Source organism: Bradyrhizobium ivorense, assembly GCF_900696085.1.
GTDB classification, from domain to species: domain Bacteria; phylum Pseudomonadota; class Alphaproteobacteria; order Rhizobiales; family Xanthobacteraceae; genus Bradyrhizobium; species Bradyrhizobium ivorense.
In genome coordinates this window covers 383,645-401,280 of record NZ_CAADFC020000028.1, presented here as the reverse complement: position 1 = coordinate 401,280, position 17,636 = coordinate 383,645, and the positions used below count along the sequence as shown (strand labels likewise).

Sequence of the window (17,636 nt, the reverse complement as noted above, 5' to 3'; positions counted from 1 at the left end):
CGGTCACGCAGCAACCGGATCGGTGCGCTTGGCAAATCTGGGCGAGCCGTCGACGACCAGCCCGACCACAAGCATCGAAACGAGAATGAGCGCCGCATTGGCGACGCCGAGCGGCCCCTGAACCGGGCTGAGAAGGATGCTGGTAATCACGAAGATCAGCAGCAGTTGCGGCGTCAGCAGGTCCGAGCGCCTTGCACCGGTCGCGCTCCAGCCTGCAATGCCGCCCCAGATCAGGATGTAGACGATTGCACCGATCATCCCGAAATCGATGAAGGCCGCGAGCCAGGCCGTCGGAAAGAAGCCGTAGATTCCGGTCGCCTTCAGCTCCGCCTCCATGACGGACACCTGCTGGACCTGCGGGAAGAACACCCGCAGGATCGGCGACAGAATGCCGACCTCGTAGACGCCCCATTGCGGGGAGAACTTGTCGCGTGCCTGCCAGGCAATATCGATCGTGCGCACGCCATGGGTCAGATAGAAAAAGGTGCTGAGCCCGATCAGCGCAGCGCGCGGCGACAAATAGCCGGCGTTGAGCGCGGTGGTGACGTAGCCGCGCGGCTTCACGTTCCAGGCTTCCAGCATGATCGCCAGCACGGCGTCAGCCGTGTTCGTCTCCGATGTCGCCTTGGGCGCGACAGCCGCCGCCTCGGCCATCTTCTTGCTGAGGTCGGTCCCGGAGATCCCCTCACCCGGGGGCGGAGGAGCGACCGGGCCCTGTGCGGCCGGCGGCGGGAGCGGCGGACTCGGAGCCTGCTGGACCGGAGCGGCCGGCGTTTGTTGGCCGGGGCTGGGCACCCCACTTGCCTGGCGCTGCTTCTCCTCCAATTCACGGATCAACGGTGTGAGCTGGATGCAGAAGTTCTGCCGGCTTGACCACACCCAGCTCGAATACAGGGCAAACAGCCCGAGCGCGATCAACACCTTGAGGAGCAAATGGTGCCCGGCCGGCAACGGCCGCCGCCCCTGGCTGACGCGGATCAGCATCGTGGCGATGATCAGCAGCATGGCGAGCAGGATCGGGAAGCGCCCGGAATAGAGCACGGCGTAACCCACCGGCGAGACGATCGACAATTGCGCGAGCGCCGCCGCCCAGCCCCTGATGACCTCCCCCTTCAGCAGGAACAGGATCACGGAGACGAAGCCGAACGAGAATGTGACGTAGCCGAGATACAGGATCGGCGTCCGCTTGATCTCGATGAAACTGATCAGCCCCGGGGCGCAGCGCAGCAGCTCGGAATAGCTGCTGTTGTTCACCCCGCTGAGCACGATGCGATCGAACGCCATCAGGCCGATGCCGGCAATTCCGGTCAGCGAGGTCGCGGTCACGGTGCGATTGAGCATCGACACCGAGGGCGCCGGCATCTCATGACGGCGGGCGAAGCCCGCCTCGAACAGGACGGAGCCGCCGCGATACGCCAGCAGAAACGCCGCAAGGCAGGTACCGACGATGGCGAGCACAGCGGGCGATGGTTGTCCCGGAAAATCGATCGGTCCGACGGCGACCAGCGCGAGCGCCACGCACCAGATCAAAACGATGAGAATCGCGGGCGACGAGAGGCCGCCTGCCAGCTGAACAAATCGTTGCATACTGCCCCGTTAAAAAAATCGTACCGAAGGGGACCGCTGTGTACCAATACCGCCCGGGCCCCGCAATCCGTGTGCCCGCGCAATCTCAGGGGTAGAGCATATCGGGATCGGTGGGAAGACCGGCCGATGCGGATGCGCCATGTTCCCTGCCGTTCTCGCGCAGTTTACGCAGGGCGAAACCCGCCAGGGAGAAAAACAATGCGGCACTGGCAACGCCGCTGGCCAGCGCCGCGCCAAGGATGCCAAGTCGCGGAACCAGCACGAGATTGAGCACCGTCGACACCACCGCGGATCCCAGATTGCAGGCCAGCAGGGATCTGTCGGATCGCGCGGCATAAACCGCGTATGACGGCACGTCGGACATCATGCGCAGGAAGATTCCCGGCAACATCGCATAAAAGACCGAAAGACCGGAGGCATAGGCGGACAGTCCGAGCATCGCCAGCATCGGTCCCATGGCAACGCCGCAGAGCACGGTGGTGCCCGATGCCAACGCTAACATGGTCCAGAAGAACGGACGCAACGCCGCGCGATAGGCCTCACCGCCCTTGTTATATCCGGCAATCACCTTGGGCAGGAATTGGTGCGAGAGCGACCCGCCGAGCGACCACAGCCCGATCAGGATCGTCGAATAGAACGTATAGATGCCGAGCGCGTCGCGCCCGACGAATTGATCGATCACGAAGCGGTCGACATAGGAAATGACCAGCGCGCCGCCCGCGGTCAGCATAAAGGGACGCGCGGTCCGCAAGCCGGTGCGGATCGCCTCCCAGTCGGGGCGATATCCGCGCAAACTTCGCCACGGCAGGTCGGACAGCGCAAGGGCCGAAAAGCCGATCGCCGCGATGCCGCCGAGCGCCCACCAGACCAGCACGGTTTCGAGCGTGCGCGTTGAGGGCGCCGCGAACATCAGCGCCGCGATCACATAGACCCAGATGCCGCCGCGCAGGAACACCCCGACATAGGCCCGGACCGGCCGCGAGGTGATGATCAGAATTCGCGTCGCCTCGAGCGAGGCATGCTCGGTGATGAGAATGATCAGGAACCAGGGCGCCAGCCGCGCCGGAAAGCTACCGGCCACGACCAAGCCGCCCAGGACCAGACCGACCGCAAACAGTGCCAGCGCGCCGAGCGTGAACTGGTTGGCGATGATCCTGGTCCGCCCCTCCGGGCTCGCCGGCACCATCTCGCGGTAGGTGTAGGAATAGAACTCGAGCCCGACCGCGAGCAACGCGAACGCCAGCGCGGCGGTCAGCAGGCCGTATTCCCCCATCTCCGCCGGCGACAGCATCCGCGCCAGCAGCAGCGACAGCAGGAACCGGCTTCCCAGCGTCAGCACCCGCAGAATGAGGGTTGCGACCAGGGCGGCGACTGCGGGGCGCCTCAGCAGATCAACCACACGAGATCGCATCATGCTGTTCCATCACCGCCGGTCATCGACACTGCGTGGCAGACATTGCGAGACAAGTCACGCCGCGGTTCTGCAGGACTTCAGGAATTGCGGCAGATACGCGTTCAGCGAGCGCGCCAGCGGCTCGACCGACTTGCGCGCAGCCTCGTTCTCGGGATCGAAGTTGCGCCAGCCGAAATAATCGCCTTCGACGCTGACCGCCGCGAGATGCCGCATGATCTCGCGCTGCGTGGCCGCCAGATCTCCGGGCACCTGCCAGCGCGCGAGCTTTTCGGGCAGGCTCTCGATCTCGTCGACGTCGCGAATATGAAGGAAATGTTGCTCGGTGGCATAATACGGTTCGGTTGCAACGGAACACAGCCCGGCCAGCGCCGCCTGGAAGCCGATCGTACCGGTGAAGGTGACCGACACCGCGCATTTGCCGATCAGGAGATTGGCCGGAACGTCATAAGGAACCAGCGTGACATAGGGCAGCTTCGCCAGCCGCTGGAACAGCTCGCGCTGGCGGAAGCCGAACTGCAGCGGATGGTCCTTGACGAAGATGCGATAGCCGGCGCCGCCCAGCACCTCGCAATAGCGCACCACCACGTCGTCATGCGCCAGCATGCGCTGCGAGGTCAGCCAGTAATCCATCGAGGCTTCCGGGAACAGCTGCAGGCCGAGGAACACGCGCTTCTCGCGCGGCAGTTCGGCGAGGCGCTTGTCCCAGTCATGGTCGAGCAGCGGCAGCACCGCGACGTCGCCGGGGCGCACCTTGTGCTTCAGCCGCTTCAGCGCATCGAGGTAGTGGCAGTTGTAGCGGTCGCGCTTCACGAAGCGCCAGAGGTTGAAATAGGCGCCGCGCAGCGCGTAGTAGCCGAACACGCGCCAGAATTTTCCGAGCGAGAAGCGCTTGGCGTCGCGCACATAGGCCGGCGCGAAGTCGCCCTTGCAGAGCAGCTCGACCGCCGAATCGACCGCGGCGCTCGACGGCTCGTGCAACCGGACCGGCCGGCCGCGGCGCATCAGCATGACCTGGTCGGGAATGATCGAAGTGGTCATCTCGAGGAAGTCGATGCCGCGCCGGTCCGCGATCCGCGCCATCACGTCCATGACATAGCGGTCGATGGTGAAGGTCATGACCAGCTCGGGCGCGAGCTTGTCGAACGCGCGCTCGATCGCCTGGGTCATGCCGCCGATCATCCGCAGCGCCTGGCCGCGGTCGATGCTTCTGAGCACGCGGCAGCGCAGGATGATGTCGGCGCAGCCGTCCTCGCCGAACCGGGCGATCGCGGCCTTGTCGGCATCGCCCTTGTCGATGAAGCGATAGAAATCGTCGACCAGCGAATAATCGCCGTCGTCGCGCAGATCGCTCAGCACGGTGACGTCGGCAAACTCCAGCCGCGAGCCCAGATATTTCCACCAGGCCGTCGTGCTGTGAATGGTGAAGAAGACGATGCGGGACATCAGCGCTGGTTCGCGTTCGTCCGACCGGCTTCGGCAAGGAACGGACTGCTCGGCAGGTTGATGCAGCGCGCAGACATGTCCTCCGCCACGGCGAGCGGCGCGCGCGGGCAATCCCGGTACATCGGCAGCATGTGCATCGGCGTCCACAACGGCCGGGCGCGAATGCCGTGGCCATGCAGCGCCGCCAGCAACCGGTCGCGCTCGGCGGCATAGTCGCGATCGAGCACCAGCGTGTTCAGCCAGTAATTGCTCTGCGCGCCCTTTGGCTCGCGATAGATCTTCGCCCACGGAAAGGCGCTGAAGGCCTGCAGATAGCGCTCGGCCAGCTCCCGCTTGGCGGCGACCATCCCCTCCAGCCGTTCCATCTGGGCGCAGCCCAGCGCGGCATTGATGTTGGGCAGGCGGTAATTGTAGGCCACCTCGTCATGCTCGAACGCCCAGGCGTGCGACTTCTTCGCGGTCGAGGTGAAGTGCCGCGCGTGGCGGGCGTGATCGTCGTCGTCGGTCAGGATCATGCCGCCGCCGCCGGTGGTGACGATCTTGTTGCCGTTGAAGCTGAGCACCGCGGAATGGCCGAAGGTGCCGCAGCCCTGCCCGTTCCAGGTCGAGCCGAGCGACTCGGTGGCGTCCTCGACGACCACGAGGCCGTATTTCGCCGCCACCGCGCCGAGCGCGGCCATGTCGACCGGATGGCCGAAGATGTGGACCGGCACCACCGCGCGCAGCCGCCGGCCGGTCTGCCGGTTCACCCAGCCGCCGTCGCGCTGCACGGCGATCGCCTCGAGATGCTTGTCGAGCGCGACCGGATCGATCCCGAGCGTATCCCAGGTCGAATCGACGAAATGCGGGACGGCGCCGGCGTGGCTCACGGCATTCGCGGTCGCGACGAAGGTGATCGCGGGCAGCAGCACCTCGTCATTCGGCTTGACGCCTTCGAGCAACAGCGCCGCATGCAGCGCGGCCGTGCCGTTGACGATCGCCACCGCGTGGCGGGCGCCGGCCACTTTCGCGACCATCTGCTCGAATCGGGTCACGTATTGCCCGGCCGACGACACCCAGTTGGTATCGATGCAATCGAGCACCAGCTCGCGTTCGCGCGCACCGAACCGCGGCTCATGCAGCTCGACCGGGCGCGGCTGCGCGCCGAGCACGGCATCGACCGCGGCGAGCACGGGCTGCAGGTCGACTGCGGCGGAATTGATATCGCTGGCTTGGGCGGACAAAGCAGTCATGAAAAATCACAAAGTGTATGCATTGGCGCGATAGCGGGACAGGTTCTCCTGCTTGGTGAACCAGGCGATGGTCTGCTCGAGGCCCTTGCGCAGCCCGTCGACGCCGCCGAAGCGCGGCGACCAGCCAAGCAGCTTTTGCGCCTTGGCGTTGCTGGCCCACAGCCGCTCCACCTCGCTGCGGTCGGGACGGACGCGGACGTCGTCCTGCTCGATCTCGATCTCGACCCCCATCAGCCCGGCGATCAGCTGCGCGGTGTCGCCGATCGAGATCTCGAACCCGCTGCCGATATTGACGACCTCGCCGATGCCGGCCCGCTTCTCCAGCGCCGCGAGGAAGCCGCCGACGGTGTCGCCGACATAGTTGAAGTCGCGGGTCGGGTGAACGCTGCCGAGCTTGATGCGGCGGCGTCCGGCTGCGATCTGGGTGATGATGGTCGGGATCACCGCGCGGGTGGATTGCCGCGGTCCGTAGGTGTTGAACGGCCGCACCACCGTCACCGGCGTGCCGAACGACTTCTCGAACGACAGCGCGATCTGGTCGGCCCCGATCTTGGTCGCCGAATACGGCGATTGCCCCTGCAGCGGATGCTCCTCGGTGATCGGGACGAACTGCGCGGTGCCGTAGACCTCGCTGGTCGAGGTGTGCACGACATGGCCGACGTCGAGATCACGCGCCGCCTGCAGCACGTTCAGCGTGCCGCGGATGTTCGTATCGAGATACGTATCCGGCGAATGGTACGAATAGGGAATGGCGATCAGCGCGGCGAGATGCAGCACCGCATCGCAGCCCTTCATCGCGGTGCGCAGCCCGTTCGGGTCGCAGACATTGCCGGCAAACACGTCGATCTTGTCGAGCACGTCGGCGGGCAGCGTATCCAGCCAGCCATACGACCCCATGCTGTTGTAGTGCACGAAGGCGCGCACGCCGAACTGTCGGCGCACCAGTTCCTCGGCAAGATGCGAGCCGATGAATCCACCTGCGCCCGTCAGCAATACCTTTTGCAAGCCCCAAATCTCCCAAAATGCCGGCACCCTCCGGCAACACGGCCGCTTCTAGCCACTCCGGCGGCTGGAAACCAGATGGAAAGTGCCGAAAGGCCGGCGAAACTGCCGCCACGTGATATTAAGTCATTGAATTTACTACAACAATCAAGCAACCGCCACGCGGAGCTGATTTGCGCGGATTGCCCGTGGCCCGGCCCGCCGGCAAAGCAACCGGCGCACGCTCGATCCGCGCGAATCCCGATGACAAAACCGGCCAGTCCAGGGATCGAATGCGCATGCGCGCGTGCGCGATGGCTCATGGAACAGCACTCGCCGGGGAACACGCGGTGTCCGCGTCGGACGCGGCGCCTGCGCAGAGTTGTCCGGGCGTTTCGAATGGGGTATCGGACGGACTGCTACTGCCAAGCGTTGCTGGAGAATACCAAGTGGGTGGGATCGGTCGCGGCCTGATGCCGGAGAGCTACAGGCTGCCGCTCCTGGTCTTCATTCATGTCGTGGTGACCTGCGTCTCGCTTGGCTGCGTCGCGCAGCTCTATCCCGAGTACCATATCTTTTTCCGGCCGAGCGACCTGGCTTCGACCATCGCGGTCGTCGCGCTGTTCTCGACGGTTGCGATCCTGTTCGTTTACGCCGAGTTCAGCTTCGGCTACTTCGTCGGCTTCTACCTGTTCACGATGATCCTGGGCTATCTCTGGCTCAATCAGTTCTCGGACTTCATCTACAATCATTCGTTGACCAGATTGTCCGCGGCGGCATCGGCCATCGCGTTCCTGTTGCCGGCGCTGCTCATTCGATCGCCGCTGCCGCAATTCTGGACCCTGTCGCCGAGGGCGCTCGACCGCCTGATCGACGTCATCCTGGTGTTCGGCGCCGTGGTGGTGTCGATCGGCGCGTTCTACGACTTCCAGCTGGTGTCGATCGAACGCATCTACGACTACCGCGAATCGCTGCGGGCGCCGCGAGGGCTCAACTACCTGATGGCGATGGCGAGCGGCGCCTTGCTGCCGTTCGCCTTTGCATGCTGCATCGAGCTGAAGAAGAAATGGCGCGCCCTGACGGCGCTGCTGATCCTTTTGGCGTTCTATCCGGTGACGGTGAGCAAGATCTCGCTGCTCACGTCGGCCTGGCTGATCGTGATGACGGTGCTGTCGAGGATTTTCGAACTCAGGATTGCCGTCGTCGTCTCCCTGCTCGTGCCGGTGACGCTCGGGATCTTCCTGTTCACGCTGTTCCAGTTCAACTGGATCCCCTATTCGACGGGCATCCCGTATTTCGGCCTGGTCAATTTCCGGATGGTCGCGATCCCGTCGCTGGCGATGGACTACTACAACGAGTTCTTTTCGAAGAATCCGCTGACCTACTACTGTCAGATCGGGGTGCTGAAGTCGGTGATGTCCTGCCCGTACAACGAGCAGCTCTCCGCGATCATCTACAAGGCATTCGGGATCGGCGGATACTTCAACGCCTCGCTGTTCGCGACCGAGGGAATTGCGTCGATCGGACCGGTGCTGGCGCCGATCTCGGCATTTGTCTGCGGACTGGTGGTCGCGCTGGGGAACCGGGCCTCGGCCAATCTGCCGCCGCGCTTTGTCCTGATCTCCGGGGCCGTGCTGGTGCAGCTGATCGTCAACGTTCCCTTCACCACCGTGTTGCTGACCCACGGCGCGGTCCTGCTGTTCCTGCTCTGGTACATCGCGCCGTTCCGCGTCGAACGCAGGCCGGCGCAGGGTCAACCCGCCGCCAGTTTGCCGGCATCCCCCTGAACGGCCTGGCGCATGGTGGCGGCAAAGCTCGCCGCGAAAGCGCTGACACTGTCGTCGTGACCCGGGATGATGCTGCGCACCACGAGCCCGCTGGCCTGCTGTGAGGCCTGCATCAGGTGATCCGCGAGCGCTGCCGGATCATCGACGCCGACATAGCGCGCGCGACCTGCGGTCTGCTCCCGGTGCACGTCGATGTCGGACAGGATCATCGGAACCCCGAACGATTTCGCCTCCTCCACCGTGGTGCTCCATCCCTCGAAACGTGACGGGTTGACCAGCGCGGTCGCGGCCCGCAGCAGCGCATAGACGTGGGACAGCGGAATGGTGCCGACGTGGCGGAAGTTCGCGGAGAGGCCGCGCTCCTTGAGCTGCGCACTGACGCGCTCGTAGTAGCCCGGCTCGCGCGGGTCGTCGGTGCTGCCGGACGCGCACACCACCACATCGGCGCCGCGTTGCTTCAGGATCGCCAGGGCGTCGACCACCAGCTGGTGGTTCTTGTGGCGGTAGAACTGATTGGGCAGATAGAAATAGCTTTGCGGCAGTCCGTAGGTGGCGATGACCTCCGCCGGATCCGTGTTCAGCAGCGCCGCCGGCGGCTGGGTCGCGAAGCGAACCACGCAGACCTTGTTTCTGGCGCGCGGATAGCAAACCTTGAAATCACGCAGCGCGCTTTCGCTGCTGAGCATGATGGTCCGGCTCGAACCGATCTGCATGCGAAAGCCGAACTCGCGGCGCCAGCGCGCGGCCCTCGGAAACAGATGCGGCAGGGAGCGATGCTGCAGGTCGGGGATCCAGGCCACCGCCGGGATCGGCAGCCGCCAGCCGAAGAAGCGCGCCGACTCGACCACCGCATCGATGCCGGCCGAGCGAAACGACGCCGCGGCGCGTTGGGCGAGGCCGAGCGCGACCGCCGCCGGCAATTCCGGCTGCCCGTCGAATGCCTCTGCGCGCACGATCTCGACGTCCGGGATCGCGGCAAGGTCGGCTAGTTCGCTCGCGTCGCTCTGCTTGCCGGCAAACACGACCGGGGCGAACTCGCCGGGCCGGAATCGGGCCAGCGCCGCGAACAGGTTACGCTGATAATTGTACCCGCCGGCCCATTGCCGACGCGAGATGGAGTTGAACGCGATACGCATCGGGGAAGACACTGTCATGCGGCCTGCTGCCTGAACCAAGCCACGTAGTCGGCAAGACCACGATCGAGCGGAATCCGCCAGTCGAACCCGATGCGGCGCAGGCTGGCATCGTCGGCCAGCAGGCTCGCGGGATCGCCGGGCCGGGCAATCCCGGAATAGCGCACGGGGGTGCTGCCGCCCCACTGCCGCACCAGGCCGGCGGCGATATCGGCAACGCTGGTGCCGCGGCCCGAGCCGCCGTTGATGACGCGGAACGCGTCCTGCGGCGACGGTTCGGCGACATCAGTCAGCAGCCTTGCGACATCGCGCACGTCGGTCCAGTCGCGGATCTCGGCGCCGGTGCCGCCGAGATCGAGCGACGGCTGCCCGGCGTTCAGCCGCGAGCAGATGTCCCAGAGCAGTTGCTTGCGCAGATTGGGGCCGTAGACCGAGAACAGCCGCACCACCGTGCAGTTGATGCCGTAGGAGCGCGCATAGCTGGCGCACAACTGCTCCATCATCAGCTTGTGCTGGCCGTAGGGCGACATCGGTGTCGGTGCGGCGCTCTCGGGAATCGGACCGGGGTGATCGGCGCCGTAGACCGCCGCGCTCGACGCCGCGATGACGCGACAATTGGGCGCCGCGCCGCGCAGCCATTCGAGCAGCCGGGCGGTGCTGGTCACGGTGCGCGAGAAATCTTCGAACGGCCGCTCGATCGAGACCCCGACCGACGATCCGCCGGCCAGATGATAGATTTGCGCCGGCAATCCATGCGCCGCCGCAAGCGCGTTCAGATTGGCAGCATCGATCTCGCCGTTGATCCAGCTCTGCAAGCCGAGCCGGCCGGCCTCCGCCGCATCGAGCGCGCCATGGCCGACGCCATGCACCGCGCGGCCCGCCGCCGCCAACGCATGGACGAGATGGCGGCCGATGAACCCGTTCGCGCCGGTGACCCAGACCGTCATCGCTCAAGCCTTGTGACAGACGAAGGAGTACAGCCGTCCCGGCCGATTGTCGAAACGTTCGGCAAGCGAGAGCAGCGAGACGAACACGCCATGCGATGCGAACGCAGCGCGCCACAGCGGCGCCACCGGAATCTTCTGCGTCAACTTCGCCACGATCGCCGCTTTTAGGGTTTCCGCCGTATAGGGAAACAGGTTGATCGGGCTCTGCAGCGGCGCCAGCGTATCGATCGCGGAAAATCCGGCGGCGCTCAGCGCACCGGTGTAGCGATCGAGCAGATAGGCGTGTTCGCCGCCGTAGAGATGGTGCAGCGGATGCTGCGCGAGGAATTGCGGGAGGTCGGCTTCCTTGCTGATGACGTGCTCGCGCGCCGCGATCAGTACCCCGCCGGGCCGCAGCACCCGGAACATCTCCCGGCACGCGCCCTCGAGGTCGCTGGTGTGATGCAGCACGGCGCGGGCGAACACGACATCGAACGTCGCGTCGGCAAACGGCAACCGCTCGGAAAATTCCTCGACCACCTGGATCGGCAGCTGAGCCTCCGCAGCCAGCGCGCGGATCGCCGCCCCTCCCACGATCGGGCTCGGGTCAGGTTCGAGCGCGGTCACGGCAAAGCCGCTGCGGGCCAGCGCATAGCTCGCAATGCCGCGCCCGGCCCCGACGTCGAGCGCGGTGCCGGTCCGCCCGGCCAGCAGTGCGGCAACCGCCTGCCATTCGCTGCTCTGGAAATAGCGCTCGGCGGCCTCCACGAGCGGATCGTCGTAGAATGCATCGAGCACGAGCTGGCGCTGCGCCGGCTGATTGCGCAGCCAGACCACGGCTTCTTCCCAGGTCGTAAACTTGCGCTCACCGTTCATCGGGCCCGAGCTCCCTGACGACCACGGCGGGATTGCCCGCCACGATCGAAAACGCCGCGACATCCTTGGTCACGACCGCGCCGGCCGCGACGATCGCGCCCTGCCCCACCGTGACGCCGCGCAGCACCATGGCGCCGGCGCCGATCCAAGCGTCATCGCCGATCCGCACCGGGCTCTCGTCGAGCGAGATGTCGCGCGGATGACCGCGGGTGAAAATCGCCTGCACCTGCCGGTGCCGCTCCGCCGCGCGCAGCGGATGGGTGAGATTGTCGAACACATTCGCCGAATGCGAGATCAGGACCCGGTTGCCGATCTCGATGGAGGCCGCCGACCAGATCCGCGTCCCCTCGCCGACATAACACCACTTGCCGATCCTGATCTCGCCGCCATGTGCGAAGGTCAGGAGCTCGCCGAGGATATGGCTGTTGCGGCCGACGACGATCTTGGCGGAATCGCCGCGGATGTTCCTGATCCTGGCGTAGCGGCCGAGCACCGCGTCGGGCTCGAGCCGGCAGGTAGCGCGGCCGATCAGGCGCTGGATCAGGTAATCGGGGTTCATGCCGTCAACTGCAGGCAGGCGATGGCGCGCGACGATGCCGCAAGGTCGTCGGCCCGCCCCTTGCCGGTATGGATATCGTGGACGGTCGCACCCGCAAGCGCCGCGGCACTCTGGCGCGACCAGCCGTTCCGCGAATAGCCGAAATAGTCGACCTGGCTCGAGGTCGGGCCGAACGCCTCGATGATGCGCTCGATCATCGGAAGGTCGAACACCTGATACCAGCCGAGATTGTCGCGCTTGCCGAACGGCACCGAGATTAGACAGGTGCCACCCGGCTTGAGAATGCGCTTGTACTCCTGCACCGCAGGAACGAAGCCTTCGCGGTCGGTTTCCGCGTCGCGCGGATCGCCGGTGTACAGCATCTGATTGTCGAGGCCGATGTGCTCGATCGTCGAAATGCTGGCGACGGTGTCGAACACGTGGTCGCCGAACATGGTCTTCCTGAGGTCGCCGAACACGTAGGAATAGCCGTCGCGCCAATAGCATCGCCGTTCGGGCGCCAGCGTCATGATGGTGAGATCGGCGCCGCGCAGCGGCGCGCGCTGCAGCAGGAAGTCGTGATTGAAGGTCGAGCCCGCGTCGAGCATCTTGCCGACCTTGTCCAGCCGGCCATAGACCCAGGGATACTCCACGACGCGCTCGTCCATGGCGATGCCGTAGCCCTGCGGCAGCTGCTTGTCGCCCTTGAGCAGGCCGGCATCGATCGCCGCGGTGATGGTGTCCCGCTTGACGGTCTGATAGCCCGGGCCGAACGGGCGCGGCCGCACCCTGAACAGCGGCACGGCGAGGCCGTCGGCGGCCCATTTCAGCTGATGGATCAAATCACCCGCAGACATCATCACTACCCGATATCACTACCCGATCGCCCGCCCCATGGCCGGCCTTGCGCTCCGTCTAGAGCTATTTCCGTTCCGATGGAATCGGAACGTAGCTCTAGATTCTTGGTTTGACGCGTTTTCTTCACGCGAACCGGTATCCACTTCGCTCGAAAAACGCTCTAGCACGGCTTAATCCGCCCGACGAGATCGAGAAAATGCGCCCATTGCGAGGCTTTGCCGTAGATCTCCTGGAGGCGCCTCTTGCCGGACGCAGCGACCCCGGCCGATTGCGGCCAGTCCCGCAGGCACTCGACGATCGCCGCAGTGGCCTGTTCGGGCGTCGCATAGGCTCGCATCGTGACGCCGTCGTCCATCCCCTCCGGATATCGTCCCGCATCCGAGACCAGCAGGGCCCCGCACCCCATCGCCTCGAAGCAGCGCATGTTGCCGCGATCGTTGCCGGCCATGTCGATGGCGCCGTTGAGCACGATCTTCGCCGATCCGAGCAGCGCGTAGAGGTCGCGGCCGAACACCGGCTGCCGCGCGATGCGGGCGATGGCGTCGGGCCGCCGGTGCTTGCCTAGCGGCAGCATGCGGCCGAGCACGCTTTCGGAAAGCCGCGTCAGGCGCGATGCGTCGAGGCAGAACACGATCTGATAATCGGCGGCGAGCGCGGCGACCTGTTCCAGCGTCCGGCCGCGCGCGCTGTGATGCCGCGAATAGCCGCCGACGAACGCGACGTCGATCGGCCGCTCGCTCTGGCCGTATTCGTCCATCACGGGGTCGACCGCGGGGAAGAACAGCTCGGCCCGGCAGCCCTTGCTGCGCCATGACTCCAGGATCGACGGAAAATTGCCGAGCACCGCGCCATAGGCGGTGAGATCGGCATTGCCCGACGGCGCCGCGCGCCAGGCCAACGTCGTCTTCACGCAGCCCGGCAGCTTGGCGACGAACGCGCTCGGATAGCGCACCGGATCGAGATTGTAGAACACCTCGGTCCGGTGATGCTCGATCTGCGCGAGCAGGATCGCCTCTGATGTCGGCGTGCCCGACATGCCCTGCGCGCGCGCCCACTGCCGCTGCAGCACCTCGTCGTCGCCATTGGTGAAGAACGCGTCGGGCGAGCCGTCGAGCACGGGCTTGAGGAAATGCGGCGCGCCGAAGCGGTCGTGCAGGAACACGTCGCGGCGCGCCTCGAAACGCGTTGCGTTCGCGGCGAGTTGGTTCAGGCGCGGCAGATAGGACGGATAGAGGCCGCTATTCTGGAACAGGCGCATCGCTCACGCGTACCTTGCCAGCATCCATTTCATGTTCAGATACGGCCAGATCCGGCCCACGCTCTCCCAATCCCAACTCTGCTGTGCCGTCAAGCGGCCGACGGTCTCGCGCAGCGGCGCTTCATCGACGATCTCGGCAAAGGCCGGAACCTTGCGGTCGAGCAGTTCGGCGGTCCAGCCCGCAAGCGGCCCGTTCAGCCATTCCGGCATCGGCGAGTTGAAGCCGACCTTGCGGCGCGCGGTGCGAATGCTCTCGGGCATCAGCTTCTCCATCGCCCGCCGCGCCACCACCTTGGTGATGCCGTCGGCCGCCTTGCTAGTCTCCGGCAACGCCATCGTGTAGGTCACCAGCCGCCAGTCCATGAACGGCATGCGCACCTCGATGCCGTGCGCCATCGACAGCCGGTCGAAGTTGCGCAGGATGGTCGGCAACGTGGTCGAGTGGAACATGCGGTAGAGCCGCCGGTTCAGCGCGCCCCAGCCGCTCGGCAATTCGTCATCCTCGGCGACCAGCGGCAGCGGCGCCGGAATGCCGGCAAGCCCGCCGCGCAGGAAATAGTGGCCCTGGCGGCGGATCATCTGCGCCCGCAGCAGGTCGACGCCGCGCTGCGCGAGCGGGACGCGCGAGGTGAGCGCGGCGGCGGCGTTGCGGATCCGGAATGCGGCCGACTGGCCCTCCTGCATGTAGGCGCCCATCAGCTCGTCGGCGCCGTGGCCATCGAGCGACACCGTGACGTTCTGGCGGCGCAGCTCGCGATAGATCATCCAGGCCGCGCTCGGCAGCCCGATATAGACGTCGTCATTGTCGTCGAGGATGCGGTCGATGTCGGACAGCGCATCGTTGCGCCCGATCTCCAGGAATGTCGGCTTGACCTCGGCCCAGGCCGCCGCCTCCTCGGCCGCCGGCCGCTCGTCGTTGCTGGCGCCGGGAAAGGTCGCGACAAAGGCGTGGCGCCAGGCCGTCGAGTCGCGCGGTCCCATGCCGGCCTTCTCGTGCGAGGACATCGCGCAGATCACCGCCGATGAGTCGAAGCCGCCGGACAGGCAGGTTCCGATCGGAACGTCGCTGCGCATGCGCAGCGCCACGGCATCCTGAAACAGCTCGCGGAAGCGCGCCACGCGGCCGGCTTCGTCGCGCGGCACCTCGGGCAGCCGGTCCACGGTGCGCCACCAGCGGCGCACCTCGACGCGTCCGTTGCGCAGCCACATGCAGTGGCCGCCCTGCAGCCGGCGCACCTGCCGGAACAAGCTGCGCTCGCTGCCTTCGATCCCGAACGGATCGAGCAGCAGGCGCCGCGCCACGTCGACGTCGATGGCCGCATCGACCAGCCCGCTGCGCGCCAGCGCGCGCTGTTCGGACGCGAACACGAAGCGCTCGGACGTCAGCGCATATTGCAGCGGCTTGATGCCGAAATGATCGCGCGCCAGGAACAATTCGTCCGTGGTGGTGTCGTAGATCGCCAGCGCCCACTCGCCGTTGAAGCGCGCCAGCATGTCCTCGCCCCAGGCCTGCCAGGCGGCAAGGATCACCTCGGTGTCGGACTGGCTGCGGAACGTCGCGCCCTTGGCCTCGAGCTCGCGGCGCAGCTCGAGGAAATTGTAGATCTCGCCGTTGTAGACGATGACGTGACGGCCATCGCCCGACGTCATCGGTTGCCGGCCGCCCTCGGTCGGATCGATCACCGCGAGCCGGCGGTGACCGAAGGCGAGATTGCGGCGGGCATTGAACCAGCTGCCCTCACCGAACGGACCGCGATGCGCGATCAGGCCGCGCAGCCGTTCGATCTCGGCCGGTTCGACCGGATTGCCCCGAAGATTGACGATGCCTGCGATCCCGCACATGTCTAGACGGCCTTCAACGGCAAGAAGCGAACGACGATGGCGCGGAGGTCCCGCCAGCAGACGGCGCGATAGGGTCCAAGTTGGGAAGCGGCGACGGCAGCAACGAAGATCGCCGCCGCCGACACCGCGTAGAGCGACACCACATACCACCATGACGGCGCCTGGTCGAATGCGGCATAGCCGAGCCAGCCGCGCAGCGCCAGCGCAACCGCGATCCCGACGCCGAGCGGAAGCAGGACAAAATGCGCGACGCGCGACCCGATGCCCGGAAGGTTGAAGGTCCGCCGCAGCAGGAACACCGTGGTCAGCATCTGCGCGACCATGCCGACGCAGGAGCTCCAGCCGGCCGCCTGCCAGCCGAAATACGGCAGCGCGACGGCGCTGGTCGCCAGCGTGAAGACGCCGGTCAGCAGCGAGATCAGCGCGTTGGAGCTGGAGCGCCCCTGCGACAGCAGATAGAACGCAAACACATTGGCGCTGGAGCCGAGGATGCCGCTGATCGACAGCACCACCAGCACCAGTTCGGCCGCAGCCGCCACCTCGGCGCCGGTCCAGCGGTAGAGCAGCGCGCCGGCGACCGGGATCACGCCGCCCAGCGCGCTCGCGGCGAGCACGTTGAGGATCCAGGACGAGCGCAGCAACAGGTCGACCTTGCGGTCGTCGGCCTCCTTCTGCAGCGTGCTGAAGAACGGGAACAGGATCTCGCCGATCTTCAGCACGCCGATATAGACCGCCTCCTCCAGCCGCTGTGCGACGCTGTAGAAGCCGACGAATTGCGGCTGCAGCAACACGCCGAGCAGATAGCGGTCGGCCTGCCCGGCAAACAGCGCGCCGCTTTGCGCCGCGAGCTGCCAACCGCCCAGCCTGACCAGTGCATGCAGCGCGGCACGATCGAGCGCAGGCGGCGCCAGCCACTCGCCGATCGTGCGCCGCGACCAGTACACGGCCATCACGAGATTGGTGACAAAACCCAGCGCCTGGCAGCCGAGGAAGGTCGAGGCGCGCGGCGAAAGCGGGATCAGCGGCAGCGTCGCCAGCGCCGCCACCAGCGTGCCGGCGATGCTGATGGCGGCGATCCGCCGATAATCCTGCCGCGCCGTGAACAACGCCAGGAACACCGCGAACACGCACTGCGACAGCCAGCCCGCGCTGGCCAGCGCAAAGGCCAGCTCCAGGTCGACGGCGGCAGGTCCGCCGAGATGAAATCCAAGCCGTGCCAGCGGTGCGGCGGCGAAGCCGAGCAGCGCCGCGATCAGGCCGCCGACGGCGATGGCGAGCAGCAGCGCGGTCGCGAAGAACCGCCGCGCCTCGTCGCGATCGGCGGGCGCCAGCCGCTGCGCGAGCTCGCGCGCGGTCGAGAGCCCCAGCGCGCTGCTGAACATCAGCGCCGGCGCGACGCAGGCGGTGACGAGGCCCGCGACGCCGAACGCGGGCAGCCCGAGGCGTAAGATCACGAATGGCAGGATCGCGAGGTTGGGCAGCACTGCGACCGCAAAGGCGATCGCATTCCATGCCGAGTTACCGAGCAGATCGGACGGACCCTTTTTCAACGCCATCCTCTATCTCAGTACAGGCCAGCTCTCGGACGATCGCGTCGATGCGCCCCAAGTGCCTCGTCCCTCAAGGCAAAACCGCTTTGCATCGGGACCGGGCTAGCAGGGCGCAGGGTGATTGTCGAGGGTTGCCGGCGTCCTCTCTTGCGGGCGCCAATTGGCCGTTGATTCTGCGCCCGGAAACCGCCTATCTGACGTCATCCTCGAG

The 17,636-nt window shown here is 66.1% G+C and carries 14 protein-coding genes; 1 reads left to right on the top strand and 13 read right to left on the bottom strand.

Going from position 1 to position 17,636, the window contains the following annotated elements:
- Positions 1 to 3: 3 nt before the first annotated feature.
- The 5 genes from CI41S_RS33065 to CI41S_RS33045 form a co-directional block, all read right to left on the bottom strand.
- Positions 4 to 1,587, bottom strand: coding sequence for a hypothetical protein (locus CI41S_RS33065; RefSeq protein WP_139863247.1), 1,584 nt, complete (start codon positions 1,585 to 1,587; stop codon positions 4 to 6).
- Between the two features lie 85 nt (positions 1,588 to 1,672).
- On the bottom strand, positions 1,673 to 2,998 hold the full coding sequence (locus CI41S_RS33060; RefSeq protein ID WP_172627028.1) for a lipopolysaccharide biosynthesis protein: 1,326 nt from the start codon (positions 2,996 to 2,998) through the stop codon (positions 1,673 to 1,675).
- Positions 2,999 to 3,055: 57 nt separating this feature from the next.
- Positions 3,056 to 4,444: a hypothetical protein gene (locus tag CI41S_RS33055; RefSeq protein WP_139863246.1), complete on the bottom strand. Its 1,389-nt coding sequence runs from the start codon at positions 4,442 to 4,444 to the stop codon at positions 3,056 to 3,058.
- Positions 4,444 to 5,676, bottom strand: a complete 1,233-nt coding sequence (locus CI41S_RS33050; RefSeq protein ID WP_139863245.1) for a LegC family aminotransferase — start codon at positions 5,674 to 5,676, stop codon at positions 4,444 to 4,446. The genes CI41S_RS33055 and CI41S_RS33050 overlap by 1 nt, the downstream gene beginning before the upstream one ends.
- A gap of 6 nt (positions 5,677 to 5,682) precedes the next feature.
- Positions 5,683 to 6,681, bottom strand: a complete 999-nt coding sequence (locus tag CI41S_RS33045) for an NAD-dependent 4,6-dehydratase LegB (RefSeq protein WP_139863244.1) — start codon at positions 6,679 to 6,681, stop codon at positions 5,683 to 5,685.
- A 425-nt stretch (positions 6,682 to 7,106) separates the two neighbouring features.
- Here CI41S_RS33045 and CI41S_RS33040 point away from each other — a divergent pair, with 425 nt between their 5' ends.
- The gene (locus CI41S_RS33040) at positions 7,107 to 8,444 is read left to right on the top strand and encodes a hypothetical protein (protein WP_139863243.1); all 1,338 of its coding nucleotides are present in this window, start codon (positions 7,107 to 7,109) and stop codon (positions 8,442 to 8,444) included.
- On the opposite strand, the gene CI41S_RS33035 is transcribed toward CI41S_RS33040, so the two are convergent.
- The 8 genes from CI41S_RS33035 to CI41S_RS33000 all read right to left on the bottom strand — a co-directional run bounded on the left by CI41S_RS33035 (position 8,411) and on the right by CI41S_RS33000 (position 17,431).
- Positions 8,411 to 9,598 carry a glycosyltransferase family 4 protein gene (locus CI41S_RS33035; RefSeq protein ID WP_139863242.1) on the bottom strand — a complete coding sequence of 396 codons (1,188 nt, stop codon included), beginning with the start codon at positions 9,596 to 9,598 and terminating at the stop codon, positions 8,411 to 8,413. The two genes, CI41S_RS33040 and CI41S_RS33035, sit on opposite strands and share 34 nt — an antisense overlap.
- Positions 9,595 to 10,524, bottom strand: coding sequence for an NAD-dependent epimerase/dehydratase family protein (locus tag CI41S_RS33030; protein WP_139863241.1), 930 nt, complete (start codon positions 10,522 to 10,524; stop codon positions 9,595 to 9,597). Before CI41S_RS33030 ends, CI41S_RS33035 begins: the two co-directional genes overlap by 4 nt.
- A 3-nt stretch (positions 10,525 to 10,527) precedes the next feature.
- Complete coding sequence (locus CI41S_RS33025; protein ID WP_139863240.1) at positions 10,528 to 11,379, bottom strand: class I SAM-dependent methyltransferase; 852 nt, start codon at positions 11,377 to 11,379, stop codon at positions 10,528 to 10,530.
- Positions 11,369 to 11,938, bottom strand: a complete 570-nt coding sequence (locus CI41S_RS33020; protein ID WP_139863239.1) for an acyltransferase — start codon at positions 11,936 to 11,938, stop codon at positions 11,369 to 11,371. The genes CI41S_RS33025 and CI41S_RS33020 overlap by 11 nt, the downstream gene beginning before the upstream one ends.
- The gene (locus CI41S_RS33015; RefSeq protein ID WP_172628280.1) at positions 11,935 to 12,774 is read right to left on the bottom strand and encodes a methyltransferase domain-containing protein; all 840 of its coding nucleotides are present in this window, start codon (positions 12,772 to 12,774) and stop codon (positions 11,935 to 11,937) included. The genes CI41S_RS33020 and CI41S_RS33015 overlap by 4 nt, the downstream gene beginning before the upstream one ends.
- A gap of 161 nt (positions 12,775 to 12,935) precedes the next feature.
- On the bottom strand, positions 12,936 to 14,033 hold the full coding sequence (locus CI41S_RS33010) for a glycosyltransferase family protein (protein WP_139863237.1): 1,098 nt from the start codon (positions 14,031 to 14,033) through the stop codon (positions 12,936 to 12,938).
- Between the two features lie 3 nt (positions 14,034 to 14,036).
- Positions 14,037 to 15,875, bottom strand: coding sequence for an asparagine synthase (glutamine-hydrolyzing) (asnB, locus tag CI41S_RS33005; RefSeq protein ID WP_139863236.1), 1,839 nt, complete (start codon positions 15,873 to 15,875; stop codon positions 14,037 to 14,039).
- 2 nt (positions 15,876 to 15,877) lie between these two features.
- Positions 15,878 to 17,431, bottom strand: coding sequence for a lipopolysaccharide biosynthesis protein (locus CI41S_RS33000; RefSeq protein WP_139863235.1), 1,554 nt, complete (start codon positions 17,429 to 17,431; stop codon positions 15,878 to 15,880).
- Positions 17,432 to 17,636: the final 205 nt, after the last annotated feature.

Bases quoted from the DNA above. Each gene is read 5' to 3' on its own strand.
- CI41S_RS33015 (WP_172628280.1), bottom strand. From the start codon at position 12,774: ATGTCTGCGGGTGATTTGATCCATCAGCTGAAATGGGCCGCCGACGGC.
- CI41S_RS33035 (WP_139863242.1), bottom strand. From the start codon at position 9,598: ATGACAGTGTCTTCCCCGATGCGTATCGCGTTCAACTCCATCTCGCGT.
- CI41S_RS33025 (WP_139863240.1), bottom strand. From the start codon at position 11,379: ATGAACGGTGAGCGCAAGTTTACGACCTGGGAAGAAGCCGTGGTCTGG.
- CI41S_RS33065 (WP_139863247.1), bottom strand. From the start codon at position 1,587: ATGCAACGATTTGTTCAGCTGGCAGGCGGCCTCTCGTCGCCCGCGATT.
- CI41S_RS33010 (WP_139863237.1), bottom strand. From the start codon at position 14,033: ATGCGCCTGTTCCAGAATAGCGGCCTCTATCCGTCCTATCTGCCGCGC.
- CI41S_RS33055 (WP_139863246.1), bottom strand. From the start codon at position 4,444: ATGTCCCGCATCGTCTTCTTCACCATTCACAGCACGACGGCCTGGTGG.
- CI41S_RS33000 (WP_139863235.1), bottom strand. From the start codon at position 17,431: ATGGCGTTGAAAAAGGGTCCGTCCGATCTGCTCGGTAACTCGGCATGG.
- CI41S_RS33050 (WP_139863245.1), bottom strand. From the start codon at position 5,676: ATGACTGCTTTGTCCGCCCAAGCCAGCGATATCAATTCCGCCGCAGTC.
- asnB (WP_139863236.1), bottom strand. From the start codon at position 15,875: ATGTGCGGGATCGCAGGCATCGTCAATCTTCGGGGCAATCCGGTCGAA.
- CI41S_RS33030 (WP_139863241.1), bottom strand. From the start codon at position 10,524: ATGACGGTCTGGGTCACCGGCGCGAACGGGTTCATCGGCCGCCATCTC.
- CI41S_RS33060 (WP_172627028.1), bottom strand. From the start codon at position 2,998: ATGCGATCTCGTGTGGTTGATCTGCTGAGGCGCCCCGCAGTCGCCGCC.
- CI41S_RS33020 (WP_139863239.1), bottom strand. From the start codon at position 11,938: ATGAACCCCGATTACCTGATCCAGCGCCTGATCGGCCGCGCTACCTGC.